The organism is Streptomyces sp. NPDC023573, assembly GCF_055559735.1.
On the sequence record NZ_JBVHKB010000003.1, the window covers coordinates 1 to 20,087 of the forward strand.

The 20,087-nt window shown below is 69.5% G+C and carries 13 protein-coding genes and 1 pseudogene; 6 read left to right on the top strand and 8 right to left on the bottom strand.

What is annotated here, in order from left to right:
- A pseudogene (locus tag ACZ32T_RS10715) lies at positions 1-119 on the bottom strand (xylose isomerase); the annotation flags it as partial.
- A gap of 325 nt (positions 120-444) precedes the next feature.
- Between ACZ32T_RS10715 and yicI the strand changes: the two are divergent.
- Positions 445-2,682, top strand: coding sequence for an alpha-xylosidase (yicI, locus tag ACZ32T_RS10720; RefSeq protein WP_467366329.1), 2,238 nt, complete (start codon positions 445-447; stop codon positions 2,680-2,682).
- A 95-nt stretch (positions 2,683-2,777) separates the two neighbouring features.
- On the opposite strand, the gene ACZ32T_RS10725 is transcribed toward yicI, so the two are convergent.
- Together ACZ32T_RS10725 and ACZ32T_RS10730 are read right to left on the bottom strand one after the other, a co-directional pair.
- Positions 2,778-4,112, bottom strand: coding sequence for a diaminopimelate decarboxylase (locus ACZ32T_RS10725; RefSeq protein WP_467366331.1), 1,335 nt, complete (start codon positions 4,110-4,112; stop codon positions 2,778-2,780).
- A 184-nt stretch (positions 4,113-4,296) separates the two neighbouring features.
- Complete coding sequence (locus ACZ32T_RS10730; protein ID WP_467366333.1) at positions 4,297-5,943, bottom strand: PucR family transcriptional regulator; 1,647 nt, start codon at positions 5,941-5,943, stop codon at positions 4,297-4,299.
- A 161-nt stretch (positions 5,944-6,104) separates the two neighbouring features.
- Here ACZ32T_RS10730 and ACZ32T_RS10735 point away from each other — a divergent pair, with 161 nt between their 5' ends.
- A complete protein-coding gene (locus ACZ32T_RS10735; protein ID WP_467366335.1) occupies positions 6,105-6,728 on the top strand; it encodes a histidine phosphatase family protein in 624 nt (207 codons plus the stop codon).
- Between the two features lie 173 nt (positions 6,729-6,901).
- Here the strand turns inward: ACZ32T_RS10735 and lepB are convergent, their stop codons facing one another.
- From lepB to ACZ32T_RS10760, 5 genes are all read right to left on the bottom strand, one after another.
- The gene (lepB, locus tag ACZ32T_RS10740) at positions 6,902-7,567 is read right to left on the bottom strand and encodes a signal peptidase I (protein WP_467366337.1); all 666 of its coding nucleotides are present in this window, start codon (positions 7,565-7,567) and stop codon (positions 6,902-6,904) included.
- A 110-nt stretch (positions 7,568-7,677) separates the two neighbouring features.
- A complete protein-coding gene (locus ACZ32T_RS10745; protein ID WP_467264371.1) occupies positions 7,678-8,325 on the bottom strand; it encodes a class F sortase in 648 nt (215 codons plus the stop codon).
- A gap of 52 nt (positions 8,326-8,377) precedes the next feature.
- Positions 8,378-9,085, bottom strand: a complete 708-nt coding sequence (locus tag ACZ32T_RS10750; protein WP_467263651.1) for a hypothetical protein — start codon at positions 9,083-9,085, stop codon at positions 8,378-8,380.
- A 185-nt stretch (positions 9,086-9,270) separates the two neighbouring features.
- Positions 9,271-10,734 carry a hypothetical protein gene (locus tag ACZ32T_RS10755; protein WP_467366340.1) on the bottom strand — a complete coding sequence of 488 codons (1,464 nt, stop codon included), beginning with the start codon at positions 10,732-10,734 and terminating at the stop codon, positions 9,271-9,273.
- Positions 10,735-10,814: 80 nt separating this feature from the next.
- Positions 10,815-14,663, bottom strand: coding sequence for a GH92 family glycosyl hydrolase (locus ACZ32T_RS10760; RefSeq protein WP_467366342.1), 3,849 nt, complete (start codon positions 14,661-14,663; stop codon positions 10,815-10,817).
- 499 nt (positions 14,664-15,162) lie between these two features.
- On the opposite strand from ACZ32T_RS10760, the gene ngcE reads away from it, so the two are divergent.
- The 4 genes from ngcE (at position 15,163) to ACZ32T_RS10780 (ending at position 20,068) form a co-directional block, all read left to right on the top strand.
- Positions 15,163-16,611 carry an N-acetylglucosamine/diacetylchitobiose ABC transporter substrate-binding protein gene (gene ngcE, locus ACZ32T_RS10765; protein WP_467366343.1) on the top strand — a complete coding sequence of 483 codons (1,449 nt, stop codon included), beginning with the start codon at positions 15,163-15,165 and terminating at the stop codon, positions 16,609-16,611.
- Between the two features lie 50 nt (positions 16,612-16,661).
- Complete coding sequence (locus ACZ32T_RS10770; RefSeq protein ID WP_467263659.1) at positions 16,662-17,585, top strand: carbohydrate ABC transporter permease; 924 nt, start codon at positions 16,662-16,664, stop codon at positions 17,583-17,585.
- 97 nt (positions 17,586-17,682) lie between these two features.
- Complete coding sequence (locus tag ACZ32T_RS10775; protein ID WP_467366345.1) at positions 17,683-18,600, top strand: carbohydrate ABC transporter permease; 918 nt, start codon at positions 17,683-17,685, stop codon at positions 18,598-18,600.
- 268 nt (positions 18,601-18,868) lie between these two features.
- The gene (locus tag ACZ32T_RS10780) at positions 18,869-20,068 is read left to right on the top strand and encodes an ROK family transcriptional regulator (protein ID WP_467263663.1); all 1,200 of its coding nucleotides are present in this window, start codon (positions 18,869-18,871) and stop codon (positions 20,066-20,068) included.
- Positions 20,069-20,087: the final 19 nt, after the last annotated feature.

Sequence of the window (20,087 nt, forward strand, 5' to 3'; positions counted from 1 at the left end):
TCGACCGGGTCCAGCGCGGGACGCGTCGCGTCACCGAACGGGTCGTTGCCACGCCAGCCCACGGTCCAGAGACCGAAGGTGAACCTGTCCGCGGGGGTGGGGGTGAAGCGGTCCGACATTGCACAGCCTCTTGCTCGACGTCAGGCCCGACGACAGTTCCGCCGGATCGGGCCAATTTGTTTGCTTGCAGTACTAATACGCCATCCAGCCAATCGTTTCTAGACCATTTCCGTGACGTGTCGGTTACATGGCGCAAACATGGCAGATCCGGGCCCCTGTGTCATGGTTCGGTTACTCGGGCAATACGGGAATTCCCGCTGCCTACCGCTCTTCTCGGCCATATTTGTTTTGTGTACGATCAAAATCGAGAGGACCCGCAGCCGCGCTCGCCGCAGGCGCCCTGACGTCCCGCCCCGCACCCCTGATCGGCTAAGGACCACCCCCATGAAGTTCACCGACGGCTTCTGGCAGATGCGCAGTGGTGTGCACGCCTCGTACGCCACGGAAGTCCGCGATGTCCGCCTCGACGACGACCGTCTTGCCGCCTACGCCGCCGTCAAGCGCGTCGAGCGCCGCGGCGACACCCTGAACGCCCCGCTGATCACCGTCGAGGCCCACGCCCCGGCCGAAGGTGTCATCGCGGTGCGGCTGACCCACCACGCCGGCAAGCGCCGCAAGGGCCCCGACTTCGAACTGCCGGGCGCCGCCCCGCAGTCCGCCGCCACCACCCGTACCGACGGCGCGGCCGCCGAGCTGACCAGCGGCCCGCTCACCCTGCGGCTGCCCACCGAAGGCACCTTCGGACTGGAGTTCCTCGACGCGGACGGCCGGGTCCTGACCTCCGCCGGCCGCAAGGGCAGCGCGTTCGCCACCGTCGACGACGGCAGCCACCACATGTTCGCCCAGCTCGCCCTCGGCGTGGGCGAGACCGTCCACGGCCTCGGCGAGCGCTTCACGCCGTACGTGAAGAACGGCCAGACCGTCGACATGTGGCAGGCCGACGGCGGTACCAGCAGCGAGCAGGCGTACAAGAACATCCCGTTCTACCTCTCCTCACGCGGCTACGGCGTCTTCGTCAACCACCCCGGCAAGGTCTCCTTCGAGGTCGGCTCCGAGGCCGTGGGCCAGGTGCAGTTCAGCGTCGAGGACCAGACGCTGGAGTACTTCGTCATCGCGGGGCCCACCCCGAAGGACGTCCTGAGCCGCTACGCCGCTCTCACCGGCCTCCCCGCCCTGCCCCCGGCGTGGTCGTTCGGCCTCTGGCTGACCACCTCCTTCACCACGTCGTACGACGAGGCCACCGTCACCTCCTTCGTCGACGGCATGGCCGAGCGCGGAATCCCGCTGAGCGTCTTCCACTTCGACTGCTTCTGGATGCGCGAGTACCAGTGGTGCGACTTCGAGTGGGACCCGGCCGTCTTCCCCGACCCGGAGGGCATGATCGCCCGGCTCAAGGACAAGGGCCTGAGGATCTGCGTCTGGATCAACCCGTACATCGGGCAGAAGAGCGCCCTGTACGAGGAAGGGGCGCGCGAGGGCTACTTCGTCCGCACGCCGGACGGTGACATCTGGCAGTGGGACAAGTGGCAGGCCGGCATGGCGCTGGTCGACTTCACCAACCCCGAGGCCACCGCCTGGTTCCAGAGCAAGCTGAAGGGCCTCCTCGACCAGGGCGTCGACGGCTTCAAGACCGACTTCGGCGAGCGCATCCCCACGGACGTCGTCTGGCACGACGGCTCCGACCAGGAGCGCATGCACAACTACTACACGCACCTCTACAACAAGGCCGTCTTCGAGCTCCTGGAGAGCGAGCGCGGCCAGGGCGAGGCCGTCCTCTTCGCCCGCTCCGCCGCCGCCGGCGGCCAGCAGTACCCGGTGCACTGGGGCGGCGACTGCTGGTCCTCCTTCGAGGCCATGGCGGAGTCCCTGCGCGGCGGTCTCTCCCTGTCGCTGTCCGGCTTCGGCTTCTGGAGCCACGACATCGGCGGCTTCGAGGGCACCCCCGACCCGGCCGTCTTCAAGCGCTGGCTCGCCTTCGGCCTTCTCTCCTCGCACAGTCGGCTGCACGGCTCGTCGTCGTACCGTGTGCCGTGGGAGTTCGGTGACGAAGCGGTCGACGTGGCCCGGCAGTTCACCCGCCTCAAGCACCGCCTCATGCCCTACCTCTACGGTGTGGCCGTCGAGGCCCACCGCACGGGCGTCCCGACGATGCGCCCCCTGCTGCTGGAGTTCCCGGACGACCCGACGGCCCGCACCGCGGACCGCGAGTACCTGCTGGGCCCGGACGTCCTGGTCGCCCCGGTCTTCACCGACGACGGCGAGGTCGAGTACTACGTGCCCGAGGGCACCTGGACGCACCTGCTGACGGGCGACACGGTCACCGGCCCCGCCTGGCGCCGCGAGACCCACGGCTTCGACAGCCTGCCCCTGCTGGTCCGCCAGGGCGCGGTCCTGGCGCTCGGCGCGGACGAGACCCGCCCGGACGGCGAGTGGCTCGACGGCCTCGAACTCCGCGTGTTCGCCCCCGACGGTACGGGCGACTTCACCCGCACGGTCACCGTCCCGGACCGCACGGGCGCGGTGGCGGCGACCTACGAGGTGGTCCGCGAGGGCGGCGAGGTCCGCGTCACGACGGACACGGACCAGCCGTACACGGTCACGGTCGTCGGGGCGAAGGCCTGACGGGCACGCGTCCTCACACCGACCGCCCGCCCCTGCTGTCAGGGGCGGGCGGTCCGGTGTCCGGCGGGTTCGGCGGGTGGGGTGCCGCGGCCCGCTCACAGCGCCACGAGGGCGCCCGCGTGGGTGAGGCCGCTCTCCTCGACGACTTCGCGCACGGTCTGGGCGTCGCGGACCGTGGCGAGGCGTACCTGCCCGGCGGAATCCGTGCGATAGCCGTACACAGCGGGTCTGGGCAGTGAGTTGTAGGAGAAGTGCGAGGAGAAGTAGTACGCCCCGGTGTCGTACAGCGCCACCACGTCCCCGGGCTCGATCGCCGGGAGCGCGCGTGCCGTCGCGGTCAGGTCACCGGCGAAGCAGCACGGCCCGGCGATGTCCACGACCTGGAGCGGCCCCTCCTTGGGGCGGCCCGCGGCGTCGAACACGCCGACGCGCAGGGGCCAGGCGTCCGGCATGAACACCGTGCGGGTGGCCACCTGGGCTCCGGCGTGGGTGACCGCGATCCGCCGGCCGCCGGCCGACTTGGTGTACTCGACGAGCGAGCCGATCGTGCCGCTCTTCGCCAGCAGCGAGCGGCCGAACTCGGTGACGAGGACGTAGCGGCCGTCGAAGAGTCCCGGGGCGGCGTCGCGCAGCTCGGCGACGTAGTCGACGTAGGTGGGGCGGTCGTCCTCGCTGTCGAAATTGACGGGCAGGCCGCCGCCGATGTCCAGGCCGGTGATCCGGGCGTGGCCCAGTCGCTCGTTGATCCGTTCCGCGAGCTCGTACGCGGCGCTGACCCCCTGGGCGATGAGCGGGAGGGGACAGCCCTGGGAGCCGACGTGCGCGTGCAGGCGGTTGAGCCAGGGGCGCCGGGTGAAGGCGTCGATCACCGCGTCCACGGCGCCCGGGTCGCGCAGTGCGACGCCGAACTTGGACGTCGCGGTGGCGGTGCTCATCGCCCCGATGGCGCCGGCGCCGACCTGAGGGTTCACCCGCAGCCCCACGGGGCCCGACGGCTGTCGACCTGCCAGCAGACGGTCGACGCGTTCCAGCTCCTGGAAGTTGTCCAGGTTGATCGCGATCCCGTGTTCCAGCGCGAACTCCAGCTCCTCGACCGTCTTCGCGGGGCTGTCGAAGACCAGCCGGTCGGGCGTGAAGCCGGCTGCCAGCGCCTGTTCGAGCTCGCCGGGCGAGGCGACCTCACAGCCCATCCCGGCCTCGGCGAGCAGCCGCAGCACCGGCACCAGCCCGCACGCCTTGGCCGCGAACGTGTGATGGACCGTGGCCGGCCCCTCGAACGCCTCGTTCAGCGCGTCCACCGCCGCCAGCACCCCGTCGACGTCGAGCAGACCGACCAGGGGAGAGCCGGGGCCGAGCAGGCCCTCCTCGACGACACGGGCGAGCGCCGCCTCACGGGCGCGCTCGCGCTGAGGGGCCGAACGGGATGTCACCTGAAAACACACTCCTACGTGAGGGGTCGCTCGTGCTCCGCGCTCGTCCGGTCGCGGGCCGTCATGACCAGCTTCCGTGTACGGAGCCGTGCGCGTCTTCGTCAGTCACCACCAGGACTTGCCGCCGTTCCTGTCCGGCGGCACAACGGATCGATCACGGGGACGGGTGTCCTCCGGCCACGGTTCACCCGGTGCGCCGGCCCAGGCGCAGCCCCACGTCCGCCAGGAGCCGTACGGCAGGATCGGCGAGGTCCACGCCGAACAGTTCCCTGGCCCGGCGCAGCCGGTATCGCAGAGTGTTGGGATGCACGTTGAGGCGCCGCGCGGCCGCGGCCGTGTCACCGAAGGCGTCGAGGTGTGCGGCGACCGAATCGCCGTACCGCGAGCCGTGCGCCCGGTCGTGCTCCACCATCGAGTGGACCGGGCCGGACACCGTCCCCCACAGCGGCTCCACCCGGTCGAGGAGGCGCAGTACGGCCGCCTCGGACGCCACCTCCTCGTACGAGGCCACCGCCGATCCGGCCATGCCGGCCGGCAGCCGCGTGGCCCGCTCCCTCAGCACGCGTACCACCAGCTCCGCGGCGTCGCGGGAGGCGGGCAGCTCCGCGAGGTCCGCCACCACGGGTCCGGCACCCGCGAAGACCACACCCCTCGGCACCGAACGGACCGCCGCCAGCAGCGTGCGCGCGGGGTCCGCCTCACCGTCCGCGGCCGGCACCACGGCGTACAGCCGCCGCCCCGACCGGGCGGTCACGCATCCCGGACGGTAGGCGGCGGCCTGCAACGCCAGCACGTCGAGCACGCGTTCACCGGCATCCCCCGGCGCGGTGTCCCGGCCGTCGTACGCCTCCGCCACCAGCACGGCGTGCGGCCGGTCCCGCGCGATCCCGACGTCGTGCGCCGCCTGCGGACCGCCCGCCAGAAGCGCGTGCACCGCTCCCTCGCGCGCCCAGGCGGCGGCCCGGCCCCACGTCCGGTGGTGCGACAGGTGGGGGACCGCGGCGCGGCCCGCCGTCCGGAGCGCCGCCACCGCGTCCTGCGCCAGCGGCCGGCCGTCGGCGGCGGCCCAGATCGAGCCGAGCACCTCCGATCCGTGCCGCACCGCGACCGCCAGCCGCTCGGCGTACCGTTCGTCGGCGGGAAGCCGCACCACGTCGTCGGTGTTCCACAGGGCCTGGAAGAAGCCGCTCTCCCGCAGTTCGACGACCCGCCAGCGGGGCACCTCCTGGCCGAGGATCGTGAGTCTGCGCATCGAATCGGGCTCGTGGTCCATGCGGGAGTACGCCAGCACCCGCGACTGCGGGTCCTCGATGGTGATCGCGCCGCCGACGAGATCCGCCACGGTGTTGGCCAGGCCCGGCAGATCACCCAGCCGCAGCCCGCCCGTTCCGGCCGGGTCCGCTGATCCGCCCGGGACGCTGTGCGCCAGCGCCGTCCGCAGCCGGCCGAGCACCTCGGTCCAGCCCTGACCGGGCCGCCGCGTCAGCAACGCCGTACGCCCACGCTCCGCCGCCTCCAGCAGAGCCGTCCGGGGCCCCCGGGCGCCGCGTCGCATCACCACGGCCGCCGCCCCGGCGCGGTCCGCGGCACGCAGCACGTCGACCGCCTCGGGCGCGGCGACCTCGACGCCGACCGCGAGCAGGACCAGCCCGGTGGCCGCCCACATCTCCTCGTCCCGCTCCTCACCCGGGTCGTGCAGGACCACGTCGGACACCGGCACACCGGTGCCGCACGGGGCGACGACGACGTCGAGCGTCCCGGCGGCGATCAGTGCGAGGAGCTGGGCCAGAGTGGGGCCCGCATCGGGGCGGTCGGTTCCGGAGACGTGCATCAGCACATACTTGCCGCTCGCCGCCGCAGGCTGCCAGGCCCCCGGTCACCACGACCGGGGCGAGCCGTCCCGCGCGGGGCCCGGAGGAATGCGATCGTGGGCCCGCAGGTTGGCACCAGCGGTGCATACGCACCGGTACGGCACAGAGAGCGGAAGCACCCATGGGCGAGTTGATCCTTATCCGGCACGGCGAGACCGAGTGGTCCCGGTCCGGGCAGCACACGAGCTGGACCGACCTGCCCCTCACCGAGCTCGGGGAGCGCCAGGCCCGCGCCCTCGTCCCGCTCCTCGCCGAACGCGAGATCGGGCTCACCCTGGTCAGCCCCTATCTCCGCGCCCGCCGTACCGCCGAGCTGGCGGGTCTGCCCGCACCCCGCGAGACACCGGACCTGCGGGAGTGGGACTACGGGGCGTACGAGGGAATCACCACGGTCGAGATCCGCCGCACCCGCCCCGACTGGAACCTCTGGACCGACGGCGTCGCGCCCGGCCCCGAGGAGCACCCGGGGGAGAGCCCGCAGGAGATCGGCGACCGGGCGGACCGGATCCTGGCCGAGGTCCGCGCGGCGGCCTCCCGTCTCGGCGAGGCGGACATCGCGCTGGTGGCGCACTCGCACTTCCTGCGCGTGCTCACGGCGCGCTACCTGCGGCTGACCCCGGCGAGCGGGGAGCTCTTCCAGCTCGCCACGGGCGCGGTCTCCCGCCTCGGTACGGAACACGGCAAGCCGGTGGTGACGGCGCTGAACATGGCGCTGCCGCAAAGGCTGTTCGACGCCATCGACTGAGCGGAAGCGGAGGGACCGGAACGTGCACCGGAGGCCTCCCGGGCAGGAGTGACGGGCGGGTCCCTCAGAGGGCGCCGTTCCGGAGCGCACCGACGAACCGCGTCCAGGGCGCGGCGGCGAAGGCGAGCGCGGGGCCGGGTCCTTCGGCAGCGGCATGGTGCGGAAGCTGTCGGCTACCCCATCCCCGTATGCCGGGAATCCGGCGGCATCACCCGGACGGGTGGCCGGCGCTTCTCTCGCGCCGCGATCCCCGACCCGAGTGCGGTGGCGAGCAGCAGCAGACCGAGCAGCGCCGTCAGCCCCAGCCCCAGGGGGCCGCCGCTGCCGTCGAGGGGCCGTGCCACAACAGAGGTCGACGGTACGGTGCCCGACCGGTCGTCCAGGAAGTAGCGGGCATCCCTGGCGTCGGCGCGGAAGTCGCCGAGCACGAAGAGGCGTCCCTCGGGGACCTCCACGTCGTAACCGGGCGCCATGCCGGACGGATCGCCGTCCTTGACGTACGGCTCGGTGAGTGTGGTGCCGTTCAAGGTCACGGCACCGCCCGGCTGTTGGGCGACACGGTCCCCGCCGACGCCGATCACCCGCCCGAACGTGGCCAGGCCCTCGTAGCGCTCCGGTACGCGGTACAGGACCACGTCCCCACGCCGTACGTCGTCCGCGTCGATCCGCTCGAAGACGACTCGGTCGCCGATGGAGTACGTCGGCTCCATGGAACTGCCCGACACCTCCGCCGACGTGTAGCCCGTCGCGAACAGCGCCGCGGGTCCCGCCAGCAGCAGTGCCCCGATGACGCCCGAGGCCCAGGCGGCCCGTCGCAGCCCTCGTCCCGTCGTACTCACACGTCCCCCCTTCGTACGTGTGTACGTGCGTGCGGGGAGATTAGCGCAACGACGGACGGCCGGTACCTCGCCCCCGAGGTACCGGCCGGTTCCGTGCGGCGTGCCCGGCTTCAGGCCGCCTTCTTCAGTGAGGTGAGGTGGGCGAAGACGACGACGTTGGCCGAGTAGCCCTTCTTCTTGTCGAAGCGCCCTCCGCACGTCAGGAGCCTGAGCTCCGGGCGGCCGGTGGTCCCGTACACCTTGTCGTCGGGGAACTCTTCCTTGGTGTAGGTCTTCACCTCGTCGACGGTGAAGACCGCGGTCCGCTTGTCCGCCCGGGTGACCTTCACCGTGTCCCCGCGGCGAAGGGCGTTGAGATTGAGGAAGATCGCCGGCCCGGTCGCGGTGTCCCGGTGACCGACGAGCAGTGAGGTTCCCGCCTCTCCGGGGGACGGGCCCTTCCGGTACCACCCGACCAGCTTGGGCTTGCTCAGCGGCGGGGCGCCGAGCCTGCCCTTCTTGTCGAGGGCGAGGCCGGTGACCGGGGCCTCGATGAAGATCGCGGGGACGGCGACCTTCAGCGGCCGGGAGTGCACCAGTGGGGCATGCGATGCGGGTACCGCCTTCGGCGGCTTGTGCGGTGCCCTCCGGAACGGCGGGGCCCCGCCGCCCGCGGCGTCGCTGCCGCGGGCGGCGGTGACCGACGAGGCATCCTCGGGCGAGTCGGAACTCGCCCACACGACGCCGGTCACCAGCGAGAAGGTCACGCACAGGGTGATCGTGAGCCGGCATGCACGACTCGGTCCCCGTCGTCGCCGTCGGCCGCGCGGACTATGCCTCGTTGCGGGCACGACGGCGCGCGGATCGACGGACCATGATCAGCCCCGCGATACCGGCGGCACCGGCGACCAGCGCGGCCGAGGCGCCCACGTTCGACTCGCCCTCGGAGCTGACGCTCTCCATCTCGGGGACGCCGCCGCCACCCGCCGGCACCGCGCCGGACGGCTTCTCGTAGATCGCGTCGGACTTCTCCTCGTCGTTCTTCTCGCCACTCTTCTCGGCGCCCGACTCCGCACGCTCGTCGTCGCTGTCACCGCGGCTGCCGCCCTGGCCGGGCCGGGGGGAGCAGTCGACCTCGAAGCTCCTCTGCTTCGGGCCCGCCGGGACGGTCCACACCAGCTGGTACGTGCCCTCCGGGAGCAGGTACTGCTGGCTGCGGGCCTGGCCGTTCACGAGCGGGAGGGTGCCCAGCAGGGTGTCCCCCGGGGGGACGGTCGGGGGCTGCTCGGTGATCGTCCAGGGGACGGAGGGGAAGGACTCGAAGTTGCTCGCCTTGAGCACGAACTTGCAGACCTCGACACCGTCGCGGTCACCACGCGAGTGCCAGCCGACCGAGGTGACCTCGATGTCGCCGCTGTCCCCGGGCAGGGCGTAGGCGGCGGGGGCTGCGGCGAGGGTGGCACCTGCGACGGCGACCGCGGCGGCCATCGTGACGCCCGTGCGGGCGCCGCGGGAGCGGACGGAAGTGGAAATGCGCATGCTGGGCTCCTTCAAGCCGAGATGATTGTCGTACTGATCACCTGATCGCCTAAGAGATGACATGGATCGCCAAAAGAGTCCGTCGGGACACCGTAAAAACGCACAAAAGTACCCTGACTAGCCGATAGCTGGCAGCCAATTCTCACGTCGGAGCCGCCCGAGGGGCCGGAACGGGGAGGGCCGGATCAGGCGGACCGGCGTCGACGCCACAAGTGAGCGGCCAGCAGAGCCAGGACCACGGCGCCACTCGCAGTGACCGGCCACCGGACGGCGGGGCGCAGGAAGGCCCGGTAGGCCGGCGCGGGTGAGGCGTCGAGCGGGATGACCGCCGTGTCGTTGCCGGGGGTGCGGTCGTAGGTGCCGTACGCCCGGATGGTGCCGTGAGCCCCCGTCACCTGACGGTCCACGCGGACGTGAAACACGATGGTGGTCGACCCGTCGTCCTCCCGCGCCCAGGCGAAGGCATCGTCGTCGAGGTCGCAGACGAAGGCCCCGCCGGGCTGCTCCGGCCGCTCGCACCCCCACCTCGGGTTCAGGTCCTCGAAGTCGTACGGCACGGACGTGACCGTGGTGCCCTCCGGCGGGACCACCTCGAAGCGCCCCTTCGCCTCATCGTTCGTCAGCTCACCCGGACCCAGGTCCTGTACACCGAGGCGGACCTCCACCGTGTCACCGACGCGCCCCCGGACCGTTCCGGTGACCGGCCGGTAGTCGGCCTGCACCGTGGTCTCCACCTCGACGTCACCGTCGATGCCGTCGAAGTCGCCGTCCTTCGTGCCGGTCAGCGTGATCGGGGCGCCCGTGCCCCGCACGGTGTGGCCGGCCGGCTTCTCCGGGTCCGATGACCAGCTGTAGGACAGGCTGCCGTGCAGTGCCTTCTCGGCGGCGACGTAGGCGAGCGGCGCGCTGGTGCGGTACGCGGCCCACGGCGCGGCCCCGGCGGGGAACAGGCACCACGCCCGCGTGGGCGGGGCTCCCGCGTAGAAACAGTTGCTGTGCCGGGCCCTGAGGGTGAGGCCGCCGCCGGCCTCGACGCGCACGGCGACGCCCCGCTCCGTCCAGAAGCGCGTGTGGTTCGCGAACTCCGGTGTCAGCGGTACGGCTTCACCCGGCGCGACCCCGCTGACCTTCAGCTCCTCCCCTGGCGAGCCGAGTGTCGGCCCGCCGACGACCATGCGGGTGGTGCCGGTGACCGGAGCGGCGTTGTCCGCGCTCGCCGTGTAGGTGACCGTGCCGCTGTCGCCCGGCCTCACGCCGTCCAGCCCGAAGATGTCGAAGGGAGCGTTGCTCTCGCCGTCGTTCTGCAACGTGCCGTACACACAGGTGTACACCCAGCCGCTGCCGGTGCAGTTCCCGTAACCGCCCTTGGTCACGCGGGCGATGTCCTCGAGGCCCGAGGCGTCGACCACGACCTTGATGTTGCGGGCGGGTTCGCTGTTTCCGGGGACGACGCGGACGGGCACCTCGAAGCGACGGTCGGCCGCCTTCGCGCCCTCGTCCGCGTTGTACACGACCACGGTGCGCGGCACGTCCTCCAGGCTCAGCGCGACGGCGTCCGAAGCGGTCGCGGCGGCCGGCGCGAAGGCCGTCGCGAGAAGCGCGGCCAGAGCCGCGCGTCCGGTGATCCGCGCCCATATCCGTGAAGCCATGCGTAGCACTATGACACCGGGGGCCGGCCATCCGCTCGTGCGGACGGCCGGCCCCCGGCGCGGCAACTCCCCTCAGGCGGTCAGGAGATCAGCTCGATCTCCGCCAGCGTCGCGGCGGCCGCGCTCACCAGCCGGTACTTCGCGTACACCTTCGGTGCCTGCACCGAGAACACCCGGGTCTGCTTGTCCCAGGCGAACGTCTGGCCGGACCTCTTGTCGATGTCCTTCCAGGACGTGCCGTCCGCCGATCCCTGCAGCACCCAGCCGGTCGGGGCCTTCGCCGCGGTGGCCGAGGTCAGTGTGTACTGCACCGCCTTCGTGCCCTCGGCGGCCGGCAGCTCCACCGACTCGACCGAGGCCGAGGTGGCGGAGGTGTCGTCGTACAGCGCGCCGTCGCCCTTGAGCACGTCGCCCTTCGGCGTCGGCACCTTGTCGTCCTTGGTGACGGAGACCGGGGCCGCGTTCTTGCCCGTGCCCCACGCCGAGGGCTTGGCGCCCATGTCGAACTCCAGGACGCCGCCCTTGGCGAGCAGGTCGTGCGGCAGCGAAGTGGAGGTCCACTTCTTGCCGTTGACCTTCAGGCCCTGGACGTAGATGTTCGTCGCGCTGTTCTTCGGAGCCTTGACGACCAGCTCGCGGCCGTTCTCCAGGTGCACGGTCGTCTTCGTGAAGAGCGGCGAGCCGATGGCGTACTCACCACTGCCCATGACCAGCGGGTAGAAGCCGAGCGAGGAGAAGAGGAACCAGGCCGACTGCTCGCCGTTGTCCTCGTCGCCGTGATAGCCCTGGCCGATCTCGCTGCCGGTGTACAGGCGGCCGAGGACCTCGCGGACCTTCTCCTGCGTCTTCCAGGGCTGCGCCGCCGCGTCGTACATGTACGTGGCGTGGTGCGCGACCTGGTTGCTGTGGCCGTACTGGCCCATCCGCACGTCGCGCGCCTCGGTCATCTCGTGGATCACGCCGCCGTACGAACCGACGAACTCGGGTCCGGCCGTCTCGGGGGTCGAGAAGTACGTGTCCAGCTTCTTCGCCAGACCGTCACGGCCGCCGTAGAGGTTGGCCAGGCCCCGGCTGTCCTGCGGGGCGGTGAAGGCGTAGCCCCAGCCGTTGGTCTCCGTGTAGTCGTAGCCCCAGACGCGGGGGTCGTACTGGTCGGAGGGCAGGCGCCAGTCGCCGTTCGGCTTCTTGCCCTGGAAGAAGCCGGCCTTCTCGTCGAAGAGCTTGACGTAGTTCTGGGCGCGGTTGAGGAAGTACGCGGCCTCCTCCTTGTAGCGCTGCTTCTTCGTCTTCTTGTAGAGGGCATCGCCCATCTGCGCGATGCCGTAGTCGTTGAGGTAGCCCTCCAGCGACCACGAAAGGCCCTCGTGCGTCTCTGTGTCGGCGTACCCGGTGAAGACCGAGGTCTCCATGCCCTTGCGGCCGACACCCGAGGACGGCGGGGCCACCGTGGCGTTCTTGACCGCCGCGTCGTACGCCGCCTCGGCGTCGAAGTCGACGCCCTTGACGTAGGCGTCGGCGAACGCCACGTCGGAGCTGGTGCCGGTCATCAGGTCCGCGTAGCCGGGGGAGGACCAGCGGGAGGTCCAGCCGCCGTCCTTGTAGTGCTGGACGAAGCCGTCGACCAGCTTGCCGGCCTGCTTCGGGGAGAAGAACGAATACGCCGGCCACGTCGTCCGGTAGGTGTCCCAGAAGCCGTTGTTGACGTACACCTCACCCTTGACGAGCTTCGCGCCGGTGTGGGTCGGGGTGTCCGTGCCGGTCTGCGGCGAGAAGGGGCTCGCGTAGGTGCTCTCGCCGTCGACCTGCTCGAAGCCCGAGTTCGGGTAGAGGTAGAGCCGGTACAGGCTGGAGTAGAGCGTGGTCAGCTGGTCGGCGTTCGCGCCCTCGACCTCGATCTTGCCGAGGATCTTGTCCCAGGCCTTCTGCGCGTTCCTCTTCACCTTGTCGAAGGAGGTCTTCGCCGGCAGCTCCATGGCGAGGTTCTTCTTCGCCTGGTCGACGCTGATCAGCGAGGTGGCCAGCCGCAGGTTGACCGTGCGGTCCTTGCCCGCGTCGAAGCGGAAGAAGCCGGTCACGTCGTCACCGCCGCCGCCCTTCAGCTTGCCGCTGTCGGTGACCGGCGCGTCGAAGGAGCCGTACACGAAGAGCCGGGTGGCCCCGGTGGAGCCGCCGCTCTTCACGTCTGAGTAGCCGGTGAAGGAACCGGTCTCCGGGTCGAGGGTGAGTCCGCCCCTGTTGTCGACGTTGTCGAAGACCAGGCTCGCGTCGTCACCGGGGTAGGTGAACCGCATCCGCGCCGCGTGGTCGGTGGGGGCCATCTCGGCCTTGAGGCCGTTCTCGAACGTCACCCCGTAGTAGTGCGGGGTCGCCGTCTCGTTCTCGTGCCGGAACGGCAGCTCGCGGGCCTCGCGGGAGGCGTCCGGAGTGCCTGAGGCCGCCGACGGCATCATCTGGAAGGTCTGGCGGTCCCCCATCCAGGGGCTCGGCTCATGGCTCGCGCTGAACGCCTGCAGCGTGGGCAGGTTGTCCTCGTTGTTGCCCCGCGCGTAGTCGTACAGCCAGCTCGTGGAGCCCGCGTTGGTCACCGGCGTCCAGAAGTTGAAGCCGTGCGGGACCGCGGTCGCGGGGATGTTGTTGCCGCGCGAGAAGCCGCCGCTGGAGTTGGTGCCGCGGATGGTCGACGCGTAGTCGGAGAGGTGCGCCTTGCGCTTCTCCGGGGCCTTCGGGGCGATCGTGACGTCGTCGATCCAGCCCTGGAACTTCGACGGCCCCTTGGGGGAGTCGTACGCCACCAGGATCCGGTCGACGGTCTTGCCCGCCGCGACCGTGCCGATCCGCGAGGCGACCTTGTTCCACTGGTTCACGTACAGCCGCTTGGCGTCGGCCTGGCCCTGCGGGGTGAGCGGCCCGCCGTGGCTGTCGGTGGCCTTCAGCTCGCTCAGGTAGGTGCCGTCGGTGAAGGCCAGGTCCACCGCCACGTGCGTCGCGGGGTAGGCGAGGTCGGTCTCGGCCATCTGAGGATAGACGAGATACGAGAGCTGGGTGTCCTTGGTGATCCTCGTGTCGACGTCGAAGACCTTGTTGTACGAGTAGGCGTGGCCGTCCGGCTTGTGCGTGCCCGCGTAACGCAGAGCCTTCTTGCCCGTGAATCCCGCGCCCTGCTTGGCGGTGGGGGAGCCCGAGGGTCCGCGGTCGGCCTGCGTGCGCATGTCGTCGGGGGCGGGGGCGGAGGTGTCCCCGTCCGAGAACTGGACGTCGGCGAGCTGGAGGGCGTCGGACGCGCCGTTGTTCTTCGTGATCTCCAGCCGGAAGTGCTGGTAGGCGGTGTCCGCCGTGAAGTCGTACGACTTGGTCTGGAGGCGCTCGGAGAACGTCTGGCCGGTCCGGGTGTCCAGGTCCGTCCAGGTCTTGCCGTCCGCGGAGCCCTTCAGGGTCCAGTCCCGGGGGTCCCGCTCGTCGTGGTCGTTGGCCGAGGTGAGGGCGTAGGTCACGACCTCGGTGGGCTCGACGAGGTCGAACTCGACCCAGCCCGTGGGCTGGAAGGCCAGCCACTTGGTGCCGGGCTCGACGTCGACGAGGTTCTCCTTGACCTCCCCGCCGTTGGCATTCTCGCCGCTGGCGCGCAGATCCGTGACCTGATCGGTGATGTTGCCCGGTATTCCGGCGGAGAATCCACCGTCGACACCCGATGCCCTTTTCTTTCCGTCGGCGCCTTCTTCGACGGTATTACGCCAGTCCGGCTGCTTTTCGTCCGCCTCGAACGAGGAACTGAACGACGTGTCGCCGGAAGGCTTCTCGGCGGCGCCGGAGGGCTGGGCGAGCGCCGCGGTGGGGGCCGCCAGGGCGAGGACGAGAGAGGCCGCGAGGACCGCGGCGGAGCGGTTGTGTCTGTGCCGGGAGCCGTGCTGAGGACCGCGTAGGGGCTGCATACGAAGCCGTTCCTCCTGGGGACATGCTTTGGACAACGTTGTCATTGCAGGATGCGGGTTCCAGTAGGGAGCCAAGTGGCGGGATGTGTCAAGGGTGTTGCACGGGGTCGACGCCGGTGATTCGACCGTATTGCGGAAAACGGCGATTCCGCGCGAAGGCACGCGGTGCCGAGGTGTCCGTGAGGTCTCAACTCGGGAAAGACTGCCGCTCAACCATGCATTCGATCTTGCTCAGTTGGCGGCAAGTGGACTATACCTGTCGGCGTCTGCACAGCCGCTTCACAACGGCACGCGGGCACGGGGGAGGGTGGAACAGCTGTGGGCGCCGCGAGGCGTTCCGCCGTACGTTCCCCCGAAACTCCCCCACTGCACCTGGTAATCCGGCAATCTGCACGACCCAAGCGCAACTGACCGCGGTGGCGGGGCCCTTCGCCTGAGGCGAATTCTCTACGGGTGACCGGTACACCGCCTGAGTCCTGGAGAAGGCGAGGACTTGAGCATGGGATCCACCTCCGGCCGCACGAATGAGGGCCTTGGCCGTCGCGATGTGATCAAGCGTTCTGCCGCACTCGGCCTGATCGCTGTTCCGACGATGAGCTTCCTGTCGGCGTGCGCGAGCAGCGACGGCGGAAGTGACGAGAAGGTCGAGAAGGGCACCAAGAGCGCCAAGAACCCGCTCGGTGTCAACGAGACCGCAGCCCTCGAGGTCGTCATCTTCAACGGTGGCTTCGGCGAGCAGTACGCCATCGACGCCGAGAAGAAGTACAACGAGGCCTTTCCCAAGGCACCCAAGGTCAAGCACTCGGCGACCGAGAAGATCCAGTCGATCCTGCAGCCGCGCTTCAACGGCGGCACCCCGCCGGACCTGATCGACAACTCGGGTGCCGAGCAGATGGACATGGGTGTCCTGGTCGGCAAGAAGCAGCTGGCCGACCTGACGCCCCTGATGGACGCGCCGTCCTACGACGACCCGGCGAAAAAGGTCCGCGACACGCTGCGCCCCGGTGTCCTGGAGATGGGCCAGTTCGACGGCGACCCGGTCTGGGTCATGTACTACGCGTACACGGTCTACGGCGTCTGGTACTCCCAGACCAACCTCGAGAAGCTCGACTCGGCGTACCCGGAGACCTGGGACGAGATGCTCGCGCTCTGTGCGAAGGCGAAGAAGAAGGGCATCGCCGGCTGGACGTACCCGGGCAAGTACCCGTACTACCTGCCGTTCTCGCTCTACCCCTTCATCGGCAAGATCGGCGGCCGAGAGGTCCTCGACAAGATCGACAACCTGGAGCCCAATGCCTGGAAGGACCCGGCCGTCAAGGCCGCCTTCGAGGCGTACTACGAGCTCTTCCAGAAGGGCTACATCCTCAAGGGCACGCCCGGTCTGACGCACATCCAGTCGCAGACCGAGTGGACCAAGGGCAAGGCGCTCTTCATCCCGAACGGTTCGTGGGTGGAGAACGAGGCCGCGCCCACCACGCCCGAGGACTTCAAGATGATGGTCGGGGCGCCGTCCAGCCTGGACTCCTCCGACAAGCTGCCCTTCGGCACCCTCTGGGCGTCGGGCGGTGAGCCGTTCATCGTGCCGGCGAAGTCGAAGAACCCCGAGGGCGGCATGGAGCAGCTGCGCATCATGCTCAGCGAGGAGTCCTCCAAGAACTTCACCCAGAAGGTCAAGTCGCTGACCGCTCTCAACGGCGGCACGGACGGCCTCACCCTCACCACGGCGCTGCAATCGGCCGCCGACGCCCTGACGAAGGCCGGCGAGAACGTGATGAACCCGCGTCTCGAGGGCTGGTACGCCAAGCTGCAGAAGGAGCAGATCGGTATCGCCGGCATCGGCGAGATGATGGCCGGCCGCGCGACCCCGGCGGAGACCATCAAGAAGATCCAGGCCTTCGCGGACGCGGCGGCCAAGGACGATTCCATCAAGCACTACAAGCACCAGTGAGCAACCGTCACCAGCGGCGGCACCCGCTCGGAAATCGGGGTCGGTAAACGATGCAGCACGGCAAGTACCGGTTCATCGTGGGGTTCCTGGCAGCCCCACTGGCGTTGTACGCCATCTTCGTCATCTGGCCCTTCGCCCAGTCCATCTACTACTCGTTCACGGACTGGACCGGACTGAGCTCCGACTTCAAGATGGTCGGCTTCGACAACTACAGCCGGATGCTCGACGACGACATCTTCTGGAAGTCGCTGCAGCACAGTGTGCTGCTGGCGCTGCTGCTGCCGCTGGTGACGCTGGGCCTCGCGCTCTTCTTCGCCTTCATGCTCAACGTCGGCGGCCGGCGGCGTAAGAACGCCGCGGTCGCCGGCGTGCGGGGCTCCGCTTTCTACAAGGTCGCCTATTTCTTCCCCCAGGTCCTGTCGATCGTGATCGTGGCCCTGCTCTTCCAGTTCGCCTTCAACCCGACCTCGGGAATGCTGAACGCGACACTCAAGGCGGTGGGCCTCAAGAGCCTCCAGCCGGACTGGCTCGGCGACCCCGACCTGGCGCTGTACTGCGTCATGGTCGTGCTGATCTGGTCGACGGTCGGCTTCTTCGTCGTCCTCTTCTCCGCGGGAATGGCGTCCATCCCGAAGGACTTCTACGAGGCCGCGCTTCTCGACGGCGCCGACCGCATCACGACGTTCTTCAAGATCACTCTGCCGCTGCTCTGGGACACCGTGCAGTCCGGATGGGTCTACATGGGCATCCTGGCGCTCGGGGTGGAGGCCTTCACCGCCGTACAGGTCATGACGGTCGGCCCCGGCGGTCCCGACTACTCCACCACCGTCCTGCCGCTGTACGTCTACCAGACGGCCTTCCGGGACGCCCAGGCCGGCTACGCCACGACGATCGGTGTCGGCCTGCTCATCGTCACCATGCTCTTCGCGGCCATCGTGATGAAACTGGGCCGGCGCGAACGGCTGGAGTTCTGATGCGGTTCGTTGCGGGGTACGGCTATCGGGTGACCGGCGGCGCGCAGAACAGTTCGGTCCCGGTGGCCGGCTCGACAGTTGTACGAGGTGAGCACACATGAAGGTCACTGAGATTCCTCCCGCCGTCCCGGCCCCGCGCTCGCCGGTGACGAAGACCGGCATCCCGGCGGGCGAGCCGGCGAAGAGCAGCGAGGGCAAGGTCCTCAACGTCTTCTCGCACGGTGTACTGGTCATCTGGGCGGTACTCGTCGTCATGCCGCTGCTCTGGGCGGTGATGTCGTCGTTCAAGACGGACGACTCGATCCTGTCGAGGCCCTGGGAACTGCCGGACAAGCTCCACTTCGAGAACTGGTCACGGGCCTGGAACCAGGCCCACATGAGCGACTACTTCCTCAACACCATCATGGTGGTGGGCGGTTCGCTGATCGGCACCCTGCTGCTGGGCTCGATGGCGGCCTACGTGCTGGCGCGGTTCGACTTTCCGGGGAACCGTTTCATCTACTTCCTCTTCATCGGGGGGATGAGCTTCCCGATCATCCTGGCGCTGGTCCCGCTGTTCTTCGTCATGAACAACATGGGCCTGCTGAACTCGGTGCACGGGCTGATCCTGGTCTACATCGCGTACTCGCTGCCGTTCACCGTCTTCTTCCTCACCTCGTTCTTCCGGACCCTGCCGACCTCGATCGCGGAAGCGGCCATGCTCGACGGGGCGTCGCACACCCGGACGTTCTTCCAGGTGATGCTGCCGATGGCGAAGCCCGGTCTGATCAGCGTCGGTATCTTCAACTTCCTCGGACAGTGGAACCAGTACATGCTGCCGACGGTGCTGAACACCGACCCGGACGGCAAGGTGCTCTCCCAGGGCCTGGTCGAACTGGCCACCAGCCAGGGGTACAAGGGGGACTGGTCGGGTCTCTTCGCCGGCCTGGTCATGGCGATGCTGCCGGTCCTCGCCGCGTACATCGTCTTCCAGCGCCAGGTCGTCGCGGGGCTGACGGCGGGGGCGCTCAAGTAGCGGTACGCGCGTTCAGCTGTCAGGTCTTGTCGTCACTCGGGTAACAGGAGTCACCGGAAACGAACAGGCTTCCCGAGCGGGGAACCACCCTTCGGCCCTCGGCCGGGGGGTGGTTTTCATGCCCTTTCCGATGCTTTCGCGCCTGTCGGGATGTGGAGGCCCCATGCTCATCGGAGGCTGCGACTGCTCAAGGTCTTGACGGGGGGCACCCCAAAACGCTCAGCTTAGGGTTCACATGTTAGAGAAAACGGCAGGAGTGAGTGAGTCGATGGAGACTCCGGGGTCGCAGACATCTCTGCATCGGGCCAACCTTGAGCGGGTCGTACGTGCCGTAAGGATGGCAGGGTCCCTGACCCAGGCCGAGATCGCCAGGAGCACCGGCCTCTCCGCAGCCACCGTCTCCAACATCGTCCGTGAGCTCAAGGACGGCGGCACGGTCGAGGTGACCCCCACCTCGGCGGGCGGGCGCCGTGCCAGGAGCGTCTCCCTCAGCGGAGACGCAGGGATTGTCATAGGGGTGGATTTCGGGCATACCCACCTCCGGGTGGCCATCGGCAACCTGGCCCACCAGGTGCTCGCCGAGGAGTCCGAGCCGCTCGATGTGGACGCCTCGTCGGCGCAGGGCTTCGGCCGGGCGGAACAGCTGGTCAACCGCCTCGTCGAGACCACAGGGATCAGTCCCGGGAAGGTGATCGGCGTGGGTCTGGGTGTGCCGGGCCCGATCGACGTCGAATCCGGCACGCTGGGCTCCACCTCCATCCTGCCGGGCTGGACGGGCATCAACCCCAGCCAGGAGCTCGCCGGGCGTCTCGGTGTCCCCGTGTACGTGGACAACGATGCCAACCTGGGGGCACTCGGCGAGCTCGTCTGGGGCAGCGGCAGGGGCGTCAAGGACCTCGCGTACATCAAGGTCGCCAGCGGCGTCGGTGCCGGTCTGGTGATCGACGGGACCATCTACCGGGGCCCCGGAGGCACGGCCGGCGAGATCGGCCACATCACCCTCGACGAGTCGGGTCCCGTCTGCCGCTGCGGCAACCGCGGCTGCCTGGAGACCTTCACCGCCGCCCGGTACGTCCTGCCGCTGCTCAAGCCCAGCCACGGGTCCGACCTCACCATGGAGCGGATGGTCCAGCTCGCCCGCGAGGGCGATCCGGGCTGCCGCCGGGTCATCGGGGACGTCGGCCGGCACATCGGCAGCGGAGTGGCGAACCTGTGCAACCTGCTCAATCCCAGCCGGGTGGTGCTCGGCGGATCCCTCGCGGAGGCGGGGGAGTTGGTGCTGGCGCCCATCCGCGACTCCGTCTCGCGCTACGCCATCCCCAGTGCCGCGCGGCAGCTGTCCGTGCTCCCCGGGGCCCTCGGCGGGCGGGCCGAGGTGCTGGGCGCGCTGGCCCTCGTGCTCAGCGAGATGGGGGATTCGACCCTTTTGGAGAGCACCCTCCCCGCGGCGACTCCTGCCTTCACTTAGATAACGAATGGCACCGTTG